At 49.6% G+C, this 16,818-nt stretch carries 15 protein-coding genes; 10 read left to right on the top strand and 5 right to left on the bottom strand.

Features of this window, described 5'->3' with window-relative positions; translation table 11 throughout:
* Positions 1 to 127: 127 nt before the first annotated feature.
* Genes miaA through QJT81_19890 form a run of 3 tightly spaced genes read right to left on the bottom strand, consistent with a single transcriptional unit; the run spans position 128 to position 4,784 of the window.
* A complete protein-coding gene (miaA, locus tag QJT81_19900) occupies positions 128 to 1,057 on the bottom strand; it encodes a tRNA (adenosine(37)-N6)-dimethylallyltransferase MiaA (GenBank protein ID WGZ94024.1) in 930 nt (309 codons plus the stop codon).
* Complete coding sequence (mutL, locus tag QJT81_19895; protein WGZ94023.1) at positions 1,057 to 2,937, bottom strand: DNA mismatch repair endonuclease MutL; 1,881 nt, start codon at positions 2,935 to 2,937, stop codon at positions 1,057 to 1,059. Before mutL ends, miaA begins: the two co-directional genes overlap by 1 nt.
* Positions 2,937 to 4,784, bottom strand: coding sequence for a serine protease (locus QJT81_19890; GenBank protein WGZ94022.1), 1,848 nt, complete (start codon positions 4,782 to 4,784; stop codon positions 2,937 to 2,939). The genes mutL and QJT81_19890 overlap by 1 nt, the downstream gene beginning before the upstream one ends.
* Positions 4,785 to 4,978: 194 nt before the next feature.
* Here QJT81_19890 and ileS point away from each other — a divergent pair, with 194 nt between their 5' ends.
* The gene (ileS, locus tag QJT81_19885; protein ID WGZ94021.1) at positions 4,979 to 7,798 is read left to right on the top strand and encodes an isoleucine--tRNA ligase; all 2,820 of its coding nucleotides are present in this window, start codon (positions 4,979 to 4,981) and stop codon (positions 7,796 to 7,798) included.
* The gene (gene lspA / locus QJT81_19880; GenBank protein ID WGZ94020.1) at positions 7,791 to 8,312 is read left to right on the top strand and encodes a signal peptidase II; all 522 of its coding nucleotides are present in this window, start codon (positions 7,791 to 7,793) and stop codon (positions 8,310 to 8,312) included. The genes ileS and lspA overlap by 8 nt, the downstream gene beginning before the upstream one ends.
* Before the next feature lie 64 nt (positions 8,313 to 8,376).
* Here the strand turns inward: lspA and argH are convergent, their stop codons facing one another.
* Positions 8,377 to 9,783, bottom strand: a complete 1,407-nt coding sequence (argH, locus tag QJT81_19875; GenBank protein ID WGZ94019.1) for an argininosuccinate lyase — start codon at positions 9,781 to 9,783, stop codon at positions 8,377 to 8,379.
* 306 nt (positions 9,784 to 10,089) lie between these two features.
* Here argH and QJT81_19870 point away from each other — a divergent pair, with 306 nt between their 5' ends.
* Together QJT81_19870 and QJT81_19865 are read left to right on the top strand one after the other, a co-directional pair.
* Positions 10,090 to 11,076: a histidine kinase gene (locus QJT81_19870; GenBank protein ID WGZ96518.1), complete on the top strand. Its 987-nt coding sequence runs from the start codon at positions 10,090 to 10,092 to the stop codon at positions 11,074 to 11,076.
* Positions 11,077 to 11,083: 7 nt separating this feature from the next.
* Positions 11,084 to 11,830, top strand: a complete 747-nt coding sequence (locus tag QJT81_19865; protein WGZ94018.1) for a LytTR family DNA-binding domain-containing protein — start codon at positions 11,084 to 11,086, stop codon at positions 11,828 to 11,830.
* Positions 11,831 to 11,877: 47 nt separating this feature from the next.
* Here QJT81_19865 and QJT81_19860 read toward each other — a convergent pair whose 3' ends face one another.
* Positions 11,878 to 12,366, bottom strand: a complete 489-nt coding sequence (locus QJT81_19860) for a thioredoxin fold domain-containing protein (GenBank protein ID WGZ94017.1) — start codon at positions 12,364 to 12,366, stop codon at positions 11,878 to 11,880.
* Positions 12,367 to 12,589: 223 nt separating this feature from the next.
* On the opposite strand from QJT81_19860, the gene QJT81_19855 reads away from it, so the two are divergent.
* From QJT81_19855 to atpA, 6 genes are read left to right on the top strand one after another with little or no spacing between them, the layout of a single operon-like run.
* Positions 12,590 to 12,940: an ATP synthase subunit I gene (locus tag QJT81_19855; protein WGZ94016.1), complete on the top strand. Its 351-nt coding sequence runs from the start codon at positions 12,590 to 12,592 to the stop codon at positions 12,938 to 12,940.
* 42 nt (positions 12,941 to 12,982) lie between these two features.
* A complete protein-coding gene (gene atpB, locus QJT81_19850) occupies positions 12,983 to 13,837 on the top strand; it encodes a F0F1 ATP synthase subunit A (protein ID WGZ94015.1) in 855 nt (284 codons plus the stop codon).
* A 50-nt stretch (positions 13,838 to 13,887) separates the two neighbouring features.
* Positions 13,888 to 14,175: a F0F1 ATP synthase subunit C gene (gene atpE / locus QJT81_19845; GenBank protein WGZ94014.1), complete on the top strand. Its 288-nt coding sequence runs from the start codon at positions 13,888 to 13,890 to the stop codon at positions 14,173 to 14,175.
* A 43-nt stretch (positions 14,176 to 14,218) separates the two neighbouring features.
* Positions 14,219 to 14,689, top strand: a complete 471-nt coding sequence (locus QJT81_19840) for a F0F1 ATP synthase subunit B (GenBank protein WGZ94013.1) — start codon at positions 14,219 to 14,221, stop codon at positions 14,687 to 14,689.
* Positions 14,690 to 14,700: 11 nt separating this feature from the next.
* A complete protein-coding gene (locus QJT81_19835) occupies positions 14,701 to 15,237 on the top strand; it encodes a F0F1 ATP synthase subunit delta (GenBank protein WGZ94012.1) in 537 nt (178 codons plus the stop codon).
* Positions 15,238 to 15,265: 28 nt separating this feature from the next.
* Positions 15,266 to 16,807: a F0F1 ATP synthase subunit alpha gene (gene atpA / locus QJT81_19830; GenBank protein WGZ94011.1), complete on the top strand. Its 1,542-nt coding sequence runs from the start codon at positions 15,266 to 15,268 to the stop codon at positions 16,805 to 16,807.
* The last annotated feature ends 11 nt before the right edge of the window (positions 16,808 to 16,818 follow it).

The raw sequence follows: 16,818 nt of genomic DNA, 5'->3' as shown, positions 1-16,818 counted from the left end.
GTGGTTGTTATGGTCTCACACCTAAAGCTAGGGGGTGGTCGTGAGCCAGTCGCTTGTTTCCTACGACGCATAAAAGCTTATCAGTTCTATCGTCTCACCAGAATGCCAGTTTGTCGGACGTATCCGTTCATCCGCCAATAAACGTTGAAACGTTGCTGATGACCGATGAAAGGTTGAGTTCTTGGGGGTTATACGAAGACACATCCTTTTCCGAACGCAACCACGTCATTTGACGTTTAGCAAGCTGTCGTGTTGCGACAATAGCACGATCGCGCATTTGATTGTAGTCTATTTCATTAATTAAATAATCCCAAATTTGCCGGTAGCCAACCGCTCTTATTGCCGGTAGATGAATGTTTAAGTCACCGCGTGCCAAGAGTTGGCGTACTTCTTCAATGACCCCTTGCTTTAGCATTTGATCAAAACGTTGTGCTAATCGTGCGTGCAACCATGCCCGGTTTTCGGGAATCAGGGCAATTTTTAATAATTGATAAGGGCAGGCATCATGCCAGGCTGCTTGTTGCAATTCCGTTAACGATTTGCCAGTAAGTTCGTACACTTCCAGTGCGCGTTGCAAGCGTTGGGGGTCATTGGGGTGAATACGCTGGGCGGCTACAGGGTCAATTTGTGCTAAACGGTCATGCAAGGTTTGCCAGCCGTGGGTTGCGGCTTCGGCTTCTAGGCGGGTGCGGATATCGGGGTTGGCTTCTGGTAGATCGGACAAGCCGTATTCAAGAGCGCGGAAATAGAGCATGGTTCCACCCACCAGTAGTGGAATGCGCCCTTGCGCGGTGATGTTTGCCATTTCACGTAAGGCATCGGTGCGGAACTCGGCGGCTGAATAGGGTTGCGCTGGGTCAAGAAAGTCGATTAGACGGTGTGGTGCTTGTGCCAATGTGGCTGCATCAGGTTTGGCACTGCCAATATCCAGACCCCTGTAGACTAGGGCAGAATCAACGCTAATGATGTCTAGCGGAAAGTGTTTGCATAATTCTACCGCAAGATCGGTTTTACCCGTTCCGGTTGGTCCCATAATGCAAATGGCTTTGGGTAACATTAGCGCCCCCGCAGGAAGAGTTTGTCGATCTGATCCAGTGATAGCAGCGTCCAAGTGGGGCGACCATGATTGCATTGCCCGCTGCGTTCGGTGCGTTCCATATCGCGTAACAGGGCGTTCATTTCGGGGATGCTGAGTTTGCGGTTAGCCCGTACTGAGCCATGGCAGGCCATCGTGGCAAGGATTTCATTCATGGCATCTTGGATACGGTGGCTCGTGCCATGCGTTATCAGGTCAGCCAGTACGTCACGTACCAGTGCTTCGGTGTCTGATTCTTTGAGCAGGCTGGGTACGGCCCGGATAGTCAGTTTTTCCATCCCCAGACGGTCGAGTTCAAAACCGAGGGTGCGGAAGGTAGTGGCGTATTGTTCGGCATGATCGGCTTCCTTTTTGCTAACATTGAGGCTGGCAGGTATTAGTAGTGGCTGTGAGCGAATGGCATCTTGTGCCATGCTTTGTTTGAGGTATTCGTAGGTGATGCGTTCGTGGGCGGCGTGCATATCCACTACCACTAGGCCGTTGGCGTTTTGTGCGAGGATGTAAATGCCGTGGAGTTGCGCGATTGCGTAGCCTAGGGGTGGCATACCATCGTCCTGGTGGGGGATTGTCGGACTAAAGTCCGACCTACGGTCTGGTTGTAGGTCAGGCTTCAGCCCGACATCTTTATCCACGTTTTCTAATGGCACAATCGGCTGATACAACTGCTGATAAGCTGCCATCTGTTCCCGCACCGGCATTTGTAAACGTTGCTGGTACTGTGCCTGATAAACTGGACGAGGGGGTGGGGCTTGCTCCTTCCCCCCCTGCGGGGGAAGGTTGGAACGGGGGGTATCCGGCACTTGTGCAGGAATCTGCGTAGGCGCATTCGCTTCATCCCCAGGTCGAATATCCGCCAGTGCTTGGTGCAGGGTGCGAAAGAGGAAGTCATGTACTAGCCGTCCTTCCCGAAACCGTACTTCTTGCTTGGTGGGATGTGCATTCACATCCACCAGTTGCGGATTCAACTCTAGAAACAGCACAAAGGCAGGGTGTCGCCCGTGGTACATCACATCCTGATAAGCTTGTTTCACCGCATGGGTAATCAGTTTGTCACGTACATTACGGGCATTGACATAAAAATATTGTAAGTCTGCTTGTGAGCGTGAGAAGGTGGGTAAACCTACCCAACCCCACAGACGTAAACCTGCCGCTTCGTAGTCCAGATACACGCTTTGCTCGACGAAAGCGCTGCCACAGATGTCGGCAATGCGGCGTTCTGCGCCACTGCGTTCAACGGCTGGGCGTAATTTCAGGGCATTTTTCTGATTATGGTTGAGTTCAAAACCGACATCAAAGCGGCTGAGGGCAATTTTGCGCACCATGTCTTCGATATGCCCGAATTCGGTTTTTTCGGTTTTGAGAAATTTGCGCCGTGCGGGTGTGTTGAAAAAAAGATCAATCACATCCACGGTCGTTCCGGTGGCATGAGCAACAGGTTCAGGGGTATCGAAAACCTCCTGACCGTCACCAAACAGTTGCCAACCTTGGGAGGCATCAGTGTGTCGGGAGCTGAGAATCAGGCGCGAAACCGAGGCAATGCTAGGGAGAGCCTCCCCTCTAAAGCCAAGGCTACGCACTTGTTCCAGATCGTCGAGGCTGGCAATTTTACTGGTTGCGTGGCGGCTTAGGGCAAGGGTGAGTTCCTCGTGAGGAATGCCGCTGCCATTGTCGCGGATGCGGATGCGTTTGCTGCCACCTTGTTCAATGTCGATCTCGACACGGGTTGAACCCGCATCGAGCGCGTTTTCCAGCAATTCCTTGACTACCGACGCGGGGCGCTCAACCACCTCGCCAGCGGCGATTTGGTTAATGAGGTGGTTAGGAAGCTGGCGTATCGGCATTAGGGTTGCGTACCGCCTACCGCTGGTGGGATTTGCGGCATCACCGGTTGTGGTGGCACAACGAGCGGTGCTGGGGGAGTGGCAACCGGTGCTGGTTGTACCACTGCTGTCGCTGGTGCGGGGGCAGGGATTGTTGCTGGCACTGCTTCTGCCGTTGGCGCGGTGGCGGGTGTTGGTTCGGCTACGGGTATAGGTGTTACCGGAGGTTGAGCAATGGCTTGCAAGTCTTTAGAGCGATCTGCATTCACGCCGTATTGTGCTAGAATTTTGGGCTGACGTTCAATAGCTTCTTTACGATCAATCACCAACTGATAGTGATCAGAGGTTTCCAACGTAATGTAATCGGTGTTGGATGACTGTATTTTTTGGTAGAAGTCATTGAAATCACGGATGCTTTCACCGTTGACTTTTTCAATCAGCAAATTGTTGTCATGGTGATAATCTTTGTTAATGTCAGCCGGTAATACTTTGGTGAGAATGACCGCTTCGCTGCGTTTTTCATCGGGGGATTCGTAGGTCAAGGCGCCGATGCGGGCGGGCGTGCCGTCCATGCTGTCAATCACGTCTTGGTTCAATGGCATGAATACCAGCCCGCCGAAGATGAAGTAGGTGGGCTGTTTGTCGTACTGGTTCGGTTTCACCAGCAGGTATTCTTTACCGGGTTTGTCGAGCGGTAAGTTAACAAGTTGCTCTTGACCATTGCGCAGGATTTTGAAAGCGATGCTTTCGCCGATCTGGTGCATGTCGATGTAGTGCGTGTGGTCGATGAATTCACCGGGGCGGAATTCTACCGTGCCATTGTTTTCGATTTTGTGCCCGTCAATTTCGGTCACTATGTCACCGATTTGCACTTTGCCATACGCTGGGGAATTTTCGTAAACCTTGTGTACCAACATGCCGGTTTGGTCGTCACTTAGACCGTACTTGCGGCGCATTGCTGGGTTTTCCATCGACTGAGCAAGGAAGCCGTGGAAGCCATAGCCATCCACTTTGCCGTCTTTTACGTCAGTTAATACGTGGCGAATAATCGGGGTCGGAATCATGTAGCCAATATTTTCGGTTAGGAATCCTGATTGCATTGCGACTCCGACGACTTTGCCATCGGAGATAACCGGGCCACCGCTATTGCCGAAGTTAATCGCGGCATCCACTTGTACCGCGATCAGATTTTCGCCGGTATGCACGTAATTTTGCTTTTCAATACGAGACACCACCCCACGGGTGACGCTGAGGGTGTTGCCGCCAATTGGGAAGCCGTACACTTCGACAGATTGCTGCATTTTAGGCAAATCGCCGAGTTCCAGCGGGGTAACATCGTTATAAGCGCTGGCGTCTTTGGTGCGCAAAATCGCGAGGTCGGACTCGTGCGAAATGTACACGACTTCCGCTTCATAACGCTTGGTTTCGCTATGGCGTTGAATTTCCAAGAAAGTTGCATTAGAGGCAACGTGCGCATTGGTTAAAATCAGGTTGTCAGCAATGATTAAGCCAGAGCCAGAACCTTTCTGCGAATCGGAGTTCCAAGGGGAGAGCGTATCGTAAGTGTGCTGCACGACGTGAACTTTAACGACCGCATCTTTGATTTTAGCGCGTGGGTCTGAACCATCCGGTGTGGTGACCACTTCGTCTTCGAGTGGTGTGTTGCTGGTGCTGGCTTCAACTTCATTAGCAACCGGTGTGGGTGCTTCTGAGACGGCTGGTTCGGCGGGTACTGCCGGTGCAGGCATGACGGCTTGCGTCGCAGGGGGTGAAAGCGGTGGGGCGATATTGATTTCAGCCAATAAGCTAGGTGAGATGGCTAAACCAAGACACAGGAAGGTGCGGGTAATAAGGGTTGTTTGGCGCATTTTTTTGAGTCCCATATTGAAAATAATAACAGCCCAAGGCGAGAGGCATGAATAATTAAAGGACTATAACGTATCCGTCGGTTGTGTGAAAAGACTTTAATCTGACGGTAATCTATCGGTTTTTAAGGTAAAACTTGGTATTCTTCGGCACTTACGGCATGGCACACGCCTCAAGAAGACAATAGGATCGAACGATGACGGACTACAAGCACACTCTCAATCTGCCTAATACGCTGTTTCCAATGCGCGGCGACTTGGCTAAACGTGAGCCGGGGATGCTGGCAGACTGGGAAAATCGCCAGCTTTACCAACAATTGCGTGCCAAAGCGCACGGTCGCCCCAAGTTCATTCTGCACGATGGCCCTCCGTATGCAAACGGTACTATTCACATTGGTCATGCCGTCAATAAAATCCTCAAAGACATTATTGTGAAAAGCAAAACCTTAGGTGGTTTTGACGCGCCTTATGTGCCGGGTTGGGACTGCCACGGCTTGCCGATTGAGTTAAAAGTCGAAGAAAAACTCGGCAAAGCGGGCGATAAAGTCGATGCGTTTGTGTTCCGCAAGGCTTGCCGTGAATACGCGGCGGAACAGATTGATTTGCAGCGTAAAGATTTTAAACGTCTGGGCGTACTGGGCGATTGGGAAAACCCGTATTTGACGATGGATTTCCAAACCGAAGCGGATATTGTGCGGGCGTTGGGGCGAATTGCTACTAATGGGCATTTACACAAAGGCGCAAAACCGGTGCATTGGTGTACCGATTGCGGCTCGGCGTTGGCAGAAGCGGAGGTGGAGTACGCGGATAAAACCTCGTTTTCGATTGATGTACGTTTCACGGTTGCCGACGAAGCTGAATGGCTGCAACGTTTGCCTGATGCCGCTGGGCAAGGTGAGTTGTCAGTAATTATTTGGACAACCACACCTTGGACATTACCGGCTAACCAAGCGGTGGCGCTGAACCCCGAACTCGATTATGTGGTGGTGCAAATCGCGAGTGAGCGTTTGTTGGTGGCAGAAGCTCTGTTGGAGTCTGTGTTACAACGGGCAGAGCTTGCTGAGCACACGGTATTGGCGCGTTGCACGGGTGATAAGCTGGAGGGGCTGTTATTACAGCATCCGTTTTATGCGCGTCAAGTACCGGTTATCTTGGGCGAGCATGTCACCACTGAGGCGGGGACGGGCGCTGTCCATACCGCGCCGGGGCACGGTCAGGAAGACTTTGTGGTTGGTTTGAAATACGGTTTGCCGGTGGATAACCCTGTGGGTGGCGATGGTTGCTTCTTACCAAATACAGAATTGTTTGCGGGTGAATCAGTCCACAAGGCGAATCCGCATGTGTTGGAGGTGTTGACCGAGCGCGGCAAATTGTTGAAAGCGGAAAAGTTACGCCACAGTTACCCGCATTGCTGGCGGCATAAAACCCCGCTGATTTTCCGTGCTACGCCGCAGTGGTTCATTAGCTTAGAGCAAAATGGTTTGCGTAAACAGGCACTAGAGGCGATTCAGGGCGTCAAGTGGATTCCCGACTGGGGCAAAGCGCGAATCGAGGGGATGGTGCAAAACCGCCCGGATTGGTGTGTTTCGCGTCAACGCAACTGGGGTGTGCCGATTGCTTTATTTATCCACAAAGAAACCGGTGAGTTACATCCACAAACCGCCACCTTGATTGAGGCGGTGGCACAGCGTATTGAGCAAGAAGGTATTGATGCTTGGTTCCGCTTAACGCCTGAAGAGTTACTGGGTAAGGATGCAGTTGACTATGACAAGGTAGGTGATACCTTGGATGTGTGGTTTGACTCTGGGGTTACTCACGCGGCGGTATTGGAACGTCGGGCTGATTTACGTTTTCCTGCTGATGTGTATTTGGAGGGTTCTGATCAACATCGGGGTTGGTTCCAGTCTTCGTTGCTGTCAGCGATTGGCACGCGCGGCGAAGCGCCTTACCGTACTGTGCTAACTCACGGGTTTACGGTGGATGGTAAGGGCGAGAAAATGTCCAAGTCCAAGGGAAATATTGTTGCGCCACAAAAAGTAACCGATTCTTTGGGGGCTGATATTTTGCGTTTGTGGGTGGCTTCTACCGATTACAGTCGCGAAATGTCGGTCTCCGATGAGATTTTGAAGCGTACTGCGGATGCTTATCGACGTATTCGCAATACAGCCCGTTTTTTGTTGGCAAATTTGAATGATTTTGATCCGGCAACTGATTTGGTTGCGGCAGCGGATATGTTGCCGTTAGATCGTTGGGCGGTCGATCAAGCCGCGCAAGTACAAGATAAAGTGCTGGCTGCTTACGATAATTTCCATTTTCATTTGATTGCGCAAGAAGTGTTGAACTTCTGTACGGTGGAGCTGGGCAGTTTATTCCTCGATATTACCAAAGATCGCCAATACACTATGCAGGCGGGTAGTCGCGGGCGGCGTTCGGCACAGACAGCAGCCTGGCATATTTTGAATGCAATGGTGCGCTGGTTGTATCCGGTATTGAGTTTTACGGCTGAGGAAATCTGGCAGAATATGCCGGGTGAAAAGGCGCAGGATTTTGTGCTGTTTACCCAGTGGTATGATGGGCTGTTTAGGCTGGATGAGGCTGACAAACTGTCTGCGGGTGAATGGAGTTATGTGTTTGCGTTACGCGAACTGATCAGTAAGCAACTGGAGGATGTGCGTGTTGCCGGGCAAATTGGTGCTGGTTTAGATGCGGAAGTGGCAATTTATTACCGTCAGGCAGGTGTTGAGACGAATCATGATCCGCTGCTGAAATTGGGGGAGGAATTACGCTTTGTGTTGATTACATCTGGCGTGCATTTACATGATTTAGCCGATGTGCCGGGGGATGCAGTAGAGGTGTTGGATCAGGTGTTTGTGAAGGTTGTACGCTCCGAACATGGCAAATGCACACGTTGCTGGCATCATCGTGAGGATGTAGGCAGTCATGCTGAACATCCTGAGTTGTGTGGGCGTTGCATTGAGAATATCGAAGGAACGGGCGAGGTGCGTCAGTATGCGTAGTTTTCGTTCTCTTTCTGCGGATACGGGGATGTTGGGTTGGTTGTGGCTATCGGCTGCGCTGGTGTTTATTGATCAGTGGACTAAGTGGATGGCTGAGGCAAATCTTGAACCCGGAGAGTCATTTGCGGTATTCCCACACTTGAATATGACGTTGGCGTATAACACTGGCGCTGCTTTTAGCTTTCTGTCTGATATGGGTGGAGTTCAGCGCTGGTTTTTTGCTATTTTGGCGATTGCTGTCAGTGTTTTTATCATTAACTGGCTGCGTAAGCTGAAAAAAAGTCGTGTATGGGTGGCGGTAGGGTTAACCATGGTGTTAGGCGGTGCGATTGGCAATCTGATTGATCGCTTGTTGTACGGTAAGGTTATCGACTTTATTGATGTGTATTTCGATATTCCTTTTGTGATGGATAACTATCATTTTGCGATTTTTAATGTGGCGGATATTGCGATTACCTGCGGGGCAGTTTTGTTGGTATTACTAAGTTTATTTACCTCTGACCTGGAGTCGTGATACGCAAAATCAGGCGATTAACCATGATAGAGGCTACCCCTATCATGGTTGTCTTTGGGGTATGTTAGTTGGCGCTGAGCAGTCCACGCGCAATTTGTACTTGTTGCTTTACTTGTTCCGGTGCAGTGCCTCCCAAATGATTACGTGCGGCCACTGAGCCGTCCAATGTCAAAACGGCAAATACATCAGGCTCGATGATGTTGGAAAATGTCTGTAACTCTTCTAGTCGCATTTCACTAAGATCCCGCCCAGTTTCTACGCCTAATGCTACCGCTTTGCCGACAACCTCATGAGCATCACGGAAGGGTAAGCCTTTACGTACCAAATAATCGGCAAGGTCAGTTGCTGTTGAGAAACCTTGCATAGCAGCTTGCCGCATTTTTTCTGGTTTTGGTTGGACGTGTGGCATCATGTCAGCAAATGCCCGCAAGCTGCCTAGTAATGTGTCTACTGTGTCAAACAGCGGCTCCTTGTCTTCTTGGTTGTCTTTGTTATAAGCCAAGGGCTGGCCTTTCATCAGGGTTAGCAGGGCGAACAGATGTCCGAAAACACGACCGCTTTTGCCGCGTACTAGTTCTGGCACGTCTGGGTTCTTCTTTTGCGGCATGATCGACGAGCCGGTGCAGAAGCGGTCAGGCAGACGAATGAAGTCAAATTGGGCTGATGTCCATAGTACCAGTTCTTCCGAAAAGCGAGACAGGTGCATCATGATCAGGGATGCTGCGGAAGTGAATTCAATAGCGAAATCACGATCACTCACTGCATCCAGAGAATTACGTGCGGGGTGGTCAAAGCCGAGTAATTCAGCCGTATACAGGCGATCAATGGGGTAGGTCGTTCCTGCCAGCGCGGCTGCACCTAAAGGCATAACATTGATACGTTTTCGGCAATCTTGCAGGCGCTCGAAGTCACGTTGCAGCATTTCAAACCATGCCAGCATGTGATGACCAAAGGTGATCGGTTGGGCTACTTGCAAGTGGGTGAAGCCGGGGAGAATCGTGTCCGCTTCGCGTTCAGCAAGGTCAACTAGGGCGCGTTGCAGGCGGCGTAATTCGTGACTAATGCCGTCTACTTGGTCACGCAGCCATAAGCGCACGTCGGTGGCTACTTGATCATTGCGGGAACGTCCTGTGTGCAATTTTTTGCCAGAAATGCCGATGCGGTCGGTGAGGCGAGCTTCGATGTTCATGTGCACATCTTCCAGCGAAATTTTCCATTCTAATTCGCCTTTTTCGATGGACTTTTCGATTTCATCCAGTCCACTCAGGATTTGTTCAACTTCCGTGGTGTTTAATAAGCCGGTTTTACCCAACATGCGGGCGTGGGCACGAGAACCCTGGATGTCGTGACGGTACAGGCGCTTATCAAAGGGAATGGATGCAGTGAATGCTTCAACAAAGGCATCGGTGGATTCGCTGAAACGTCCGCCCCAAGGTTTGTCTTGGGCGTTATCTGGTAGTTGTTGGTTCATGAGTTAATGTTGAATTTTCATCAAGTTGTTAAAAGAAGTTGCCAAACATTATCACATTGTGGAAGAATAAAAAACGCGATCCTCAATGTTGTATTCGTGCAGCGTTAGCTGCAACTAGTATACAAGGAAATGCTCAGCCTGCTATGTCAGGTCAGGGAATTATAAAAAATATAAACAATTACAACTGGGTCAGAATGAAACGCCGCAACTGTGGAGTTGGGTGTTATCAAGTCTGATTGAGAGCGAAAAATGCCATCACTTAATGGAAAAACCTTAAATTATTTACCAAACCTTTGCGTTCCTCAGGTGCTATTGCGTGCAGTTCTGGCAGGTGAGTTATTGGCAATGGTATTGGCGTTGGTGGTGGCAACGGATTTGCGAGATTTCTTCGTTAATCTTGGGTTGCATTCCCTGTTTGTGTTATGGGTAATGCTGGCCTCTATGTTTACGCTCTGCTTCATCGGTCGATTTTTGGTTAATCCTTCTGTATCTCAAGCCTCAGTTATTGTCTTGGCTACGGTTGCTGGCTTTATTTTGATTGCCTCGGTTTTGGGATTGTTGATGTCAAGTAGTAGCAGGGGGGCTGACAGTATATTAACCGACGCCCTGTTCGTGTTTAAAAACTTGGTGATTAGTTTGATTATCACCTTGGTCTTGCTGCGATATTTTTACATTCATGGACAGTGGGAGGAGACAGTCGAGTCTGATTCGGCTGCTAAGTACGATGCGTTACAAGCTCGGATGCGCCCACATTTTCTATTCAACAGTCTGAATACGATTGCACACTTGGTGCATATTGATCCCAATAAAGCAGAGGCAGCGCTATTAGACCTAGCCGATATTATGCGTCTTACACTCGACAAACGGTCGCGGATTGCACTCAAAGAAGAGTTAGAGTTAACACTGGCGTATTTGCGTATGGAAGGTTTGCGTTTGGGAGAACGCCGCCTGACCGTTAAATTAGATATGGATCAAAACAGTTTGCCATTGGATATGGATATTCCTCCCTTTTTACTGCAACCATTGGTGGAAAATGCAGTTTACCATGGTATTCAGCCACGGCAGGATGGTGGCTTGTTAACGGTTAGTTTGTATGACGCAGGTGATCGTTTGGATGTTTCTGTTACCAACCCCTTACCACCTTCAGGTATGAGTACTCATACCAAAGGCAATCATATTGCGCAGGAAAATATGGTGAAACGCTTGCATCTTGCCTATGGCGACCGCGCTAATCTAAAAATCCAAAAGAATGTACAACAATATCGGGTTTCGTTTTCCATCCCCAAGGAGTAGAAGAATTATGACATTAAAAATTTTAATCGTTGACGATGAGGAGTATGCGCGTGCCCGCATTAAGGGGTTGTTGGCAAGCCAAGTCGATTATGGTGTTTGTGCAGAAGCCGAAAACGGGGTGGATGCAGTGATTATGACCGAGCGTTATCAGCCCGACATCGTGCTCATGGATATTTCCATGCCCGGTATGGATGGGTTGGAAGCGGCGCGGCATATTTCGGGCATGGATAGCCCGCCAGCCGTCATATTCACCACAGCGTATGGTGAATATGCTTTAGAAGCCTTTTCAACAAAAGCAACAGGGTATCTTATGAAGCCTATTAGACAAGAACAATTATTACAAAGTCTGGAACAAGCCCGTTCACTGAACCGTGCGCAACGTATGGAAGCGCTGGAAAATCGTGAAGGGCGTAATCTGCTGTCACGTAAGCATATTTGTGCGCGGATGCGAGGGAACCTTGAGTTGATTCCCATTGAAGATGTGGTGTATTTCCAAGCCGACCAAAAATACGTGACAGTGCGTCATAAGAAAGGCGAGGTTATCATCGAGGAGTCATTGAAATCACTGGAAACGGATTTGGCAGACCGTTTTATTCGTATCCACCGTAATGCACTGGTTTCCAAAAGTGCGATTGCAGGGTTGTCGAAATCATCTGTAGGTCGTACTCAAATCGTGCTGGATAATGTCAACGATCAATTGGAAGTCAGTCGTCGCCACTTGGCGGAAGTGCGTCGATTCGTGCGTAACCGTTAATTTCTCCTATTTGGGGCGTGATAGCTTCACGCCCCTATCTTTGCTGATCAATTCACTGCTTGTTGCGCAGCGCTAATGGCGCTTTCTAAATAAGCACCGTAAAAGTCAGGGCTGTTATACCCTAGTAGGCGTTCTGCTACTTCATTACCTTCCGCATTCAAAAAGAGCAGTGTTGGTGTTAGTGATGCTTGATGTTTTGCCGCAAACTCCTCTGCATTGATCTTGTTGCCATTAAAATCAATCACAGTTTGATTACCGCCTATGTCAAAGCGGCGAATTAGAATACGTGAATCATACTGACCACTGCGCAACATAGGTTCAAGGTGTTCGGTTTCTAATCTTCTGCAAAACCCACAGTAATCTGCCCGAAATGCGAGCAGTAATGGTAGTCCTTTGCTTTTCATTTCCTGCTGTAAAGCATAGAAGTCGTTAGTTTCTGGAATGATCTCTTCAGCAAAGGCAGTGGGTATCAGTGATATTATCCATAATGTCAGGCTTAGTAATGATATGGCGGTGCGATGCCGGTTCGAGTGCATGAATTTCCCTCCTTTGGGTAAGCCGCTGTCATTATTCAACTTTGTAGACAAAATATAAGGCATTTTGTTGTGGCGGGATATGCCAAAAGAGATATATAATCCACCCCTGTTGCTTAATGGGTCAGGGTAAGCCCTAGTGGTTGACCGTATATTAGTATGTATTTATACTCCATCGGGATTTAGGCGAGAGCAGGTTGTAATTTAACTTGCTCTAGAGGAACAAATGCGAAGCATACTCATTATTCAATTTATCTTGATGTTGGGCGGTGTAGCGGTGTCGTGGTCATACCAAGGTGATTCAGCATTGTTGCCTGCATTTTACGGCGGTGCTATTGCACTCGCAAATACCTTGCTGTTATCGCGTCGCGTGGTGCAAGCAGGGGAGATGGCAAAAACCAGTCCACAGCAAAGCGTGAATGCTTTGTATTTTGGTGTGGTACAACGATTTGTATTTGTGTTAGTTGCGTTAGGTTTAGGTCTGGGCTATTTGAAGTTGTCCCCTGTTCCACTCCTCGGCACGTTTATGGTGTCGCAACTGGCTTATATGCTGATGGGAACTCGCCAAGTCGGGTGATGCCAGCCAATGATTTTTTAACTTTAGTGTACGGGGTGAATTGTGAGCGAGTCTAACGCGCCAGCAATCTCAAATCCTGTCGAGTACATCCAGCACCATCTGACCAACTGGAGCGTTGGCGTTGAACACGGTAAGCAAGTCAAGATTGTTGACTTCAGCGTGTTTCATGTCGATGTTTTTTTGTTCAGTGTGTTACTCGCAGGTTTGGTTGCATTTTTTGCTTGGAAAATAGGCAGAAACCTGAATCCTGATAAGCCCACCGGGGCACAAAATGTCGTCGAGACATTACTTGAGTTTGTTAACCAACAGGTAAAGGATATTTTTCCAAATGCTGACCGTTTAATCGGCCCGCTTGCACTGACAATTTTTGTCTGGGTGCTGCTGATGAATGCCATGGACTTCTTGCCGGTTGATTTGTTACCAGCATTAGCGGGTGGTATTGCCAGCCTGTTCGGTGCAGATCCACATCATGTTTACCTGAAAGTCGTGCCGACCACCAATCTGGATACCACGTTCGGTTTGGCTTTAAGTGTATTCGCACTGATTATTTTCTATAACATTAAACACAAAGGTCTGTGGGGTTATACCAAACAGTTCCTATTCCACCCATTCGGACCTTACCTAATGCCAGTTAACATTGTGATGACGGCGATTGAGGAGGTGGCGAAGCCCGTCAGTCTCGGTCTGCGTTTGTTCGGAAACATGTTTGCGGGTGAATTGTTGTTCCTGTTGATTGCACTGTTGGCGTTTTCAGTTTGGGCAATGCCTGCTCAGATTGCATTGGGCACATTGTGGGCGATTTTCCATATGCTGGTGGTTCCGTTGCAGGCATTTATCTTTATGCTGCTGACCATTGTGTATCTGGGGCTGGCCAGCCAGAACGACGAACACCATTAAGATTTTTTGATTTTACTTTTTTTGATTTTTAACTTTTCGGAGACTTCACAATGGATGCACAAGTTGTTGCAATGATCTATTCCTACACTGCTGTAGGCGTTGGCATTATCTTGGCGGCTGCTGGTCTGGGTTCAGCGCTGGGCTGGGGTATGATCTGTTCTAAATTTATCGAAGGTATCGCTCGCCAACCTGAAATGCGTGCGCAACTGACTGGTCAAATGTTGTTTACCGGCGGCTTGATGGAAGCATTCCCAATGATCGTTCTGGGTATCTCCATGTGGTTCATCTTTGCCAACCCGTTCATCGGTGCTGCTAAAGCTGCAATGGGTGCTGGTTAATTCCCCGATTGTTAAACGTTGTTACTAACATTCGGAGGTTAACATGAACGTAACTGCAACCCTGATTGGGCAGATGATCGTTTTTTCGATCCTGATCTGGTTCATCAAAGGTGTTCTGTGGGAACCGATGCTGAAAGTGCTGGAAGATCGTAAAGCGCGTATCGCTGATGGTCTTGCTGCTGCCGAAAAAGGCAAGCACGAAGAAGAATTGGCTCGCAAACACGCCTTGGATGAGCTGAAAAAAGCCAAAGCTGAAGCTGCTGAAATCGTCGCACAAGCGCAAAAGCGTGCGTCTGAAATCGTGGACGAAGCCAAGAGTGCTGCTGTGGAAGAAGCAGGTCGCGTAAAAGTGGCGGCTCAGGCAGACATCGAGCAGGAAGTTTCCCGCGCTCGTGAAAGCTTGCGTTCACAGGTGTCTGCACTGGCGATTGCTGGGGCTGAGAAAATTCTTGGTCGCGAAGTGGATGCCAAAGCTCACGCTAAAGCATTGGATGAACTGGCTGCGCAAATTTAAGGTGGTGAACCATGTCTGATTTGACAACCGCTGCCCGTCCTTACGCCCGTGCGGTGTTTGAGATGGCGCAGGAAGCCGGGAAACTGACCGAGTGGTCAGCGCAACTGGCAGCCATGTCTGCGGTGGTCGCGGCTGACGGTTCATCTGCCTTGTTGGCTCATCCTCGCATGACCAAAGAACAGAAAGCGGACGTGTTCGCCGAGATTGCAGGTGATGCACTCGACGACCAAGGCCGTAATCTGCTCAAGGCACTGGCAGAGAATGACCGTTTTTCATTATTGCCTGAAATTTCTACCATCTTTGAACAAATGAAGGCGGAAGCGGAAGGTGCGATTGAAGCGGAAATTATTTCTGCACAGGAAATGAGCGATGACCAGCAGCAGACCATTGCTGCGGCACTCCAAAAACGCTTGGGACGTGAGATTAAGCTCGTCACTACAGTAGACCCGACCCTGATGGGGGGCGCAATTATTCGCGCCGGTGACTTGGTGATCGACGGCTCAATCCAGAGCAGGCTGAAAGATATGAAGGCGGCGTTGGCGCGTTAAGCCCAGCCGATATATTGAGGAATAGCATATGCAACTTAACCCAACTGAAATCAGTGACCTGATTAAAAAGCGCATCAGCAGCTTTGAGTCTGGTGCTGAAGCTCGCACTGAGGGTACGGTTGTCTCCGTTACGGATGGTATCGTCCGCCTTCACGGGCTTGGCGATGTAATGTCTGGCGAGATGATCGAATTCTCCAACGGCTCTTACGGTCTGGCTTTGAACCTAGAACGTGATTCCGTCGGTGCGGTTGTCCTTGGTGATTACAAAGGTATCACTGAAGGCGACACTGTAAAATGTACTGGTCGTATCTTAGAAGTACCCCACGGTCGTGGTTTGCTGGGTCGCGTTGTTGACGCACTGGGCAATCCGATTGACGGTAAAGGCCCTGTTGAAAACGACGGTTTCGCGCCGATTGAGCGTATGGCTCCGGGCGTTATCGAACGTAAATCGGTTGACCAACCGCTGCAAACCGGCGTGAAAGCACTGGATGCAATGGTTCCCATCGGTCGTGGTCAGCGTGAATTGATTATCGGCGACCGCCAAACCGGTAAAACGGCAGTGGCAGTTGATGCGATTATCAACCAGAAGGGCAAAAACGTAAAATGCGTTTATGTCGCGGTTGGTCAAAAAGCCTCTTCCGTTGCTAACGTAGTACGGAAACTCGAAGAGTACGGTGCACTGGAATACACGGTGGTGGTTGCGGCAACAGCGGCTGACCCCGCTTCCATGCAATACCTCGCGCCTTACGCGGGTTGCACCATGGGTGAATACTTCCGTGACCGTGGCGAAGACGCTTTGATCGTTTATGACGATTTGACCAAGCAGGCTTGGGCTTACCGTCAGGTTTCCCTGTTGCTGCGCCGCCCACCGGGTCGTGAGGCATATCCAGGGGATGTTTTCTACCTGCACTCCCGTTTGCTGGAACGTGCAGCGCGTGTTAACAAGGAATACGTTGAAGAATTCACCAAAGGCGAAGTGAAAGGCCAAACCGGTTCATTGACCGCACTGCCAATCATCGAAACCCAAGGCGGTGACGTTTCTGCCTTCGTACCGACCAACGTTATCTCGATCACTGATGGTCAGATCTTCTTGGAAAGCGACCTGTTCAATGCCGGTATCCGCCCTGCGATCAACGCAGGTTTGTCGGTTTCCCGCGTAGGCGGTTCTGCACAAACCAAGATCATCAAGAAACTCGGTGGTGGTGTACGTTTGGCATTGGCGCAGTACCGTGAATTGGCAGCATTCTCCCAGTTCGCATCTGACCTCGACGAAGGTACTCGTAAGTCTTTGGCTCGTGGTCAACGTGTTACCGAACTGATGAAGCAGCCGCAATTCTCCCCACTGTCCGTCGCAGAAATGGCGTTCTCGCTGTACGCCGCCAACGAGGGTTTCCTCGATGACGTCGATGCGAAGAAAATTGTGGACTTTGAAGCCGCGATGCTGAGCTATCTGCGCTCTTCTCAAAAGGAACTGCTGGACAAGATCAACGAGAAAGGTGATTTCAACGACGAGATTGCTGGTGCAATGAAAAAAGCACTGGAAACTTTCAAGTCGACCAACACTTGGTAATGGGAGGTTAT

It is taken from the genome of Candidatus Thiothrix putei (assembly GCA_029972225.1).
GTDB lineage: Bacteria > Pseudomonadota > Gammaproteobacteria > Thiotrichales > Thiotrichaceae > Thiothrix > Thiothrix putei.
This window is presented reverse-complemented; position numbering and strand designations above follow the sequence as displayed.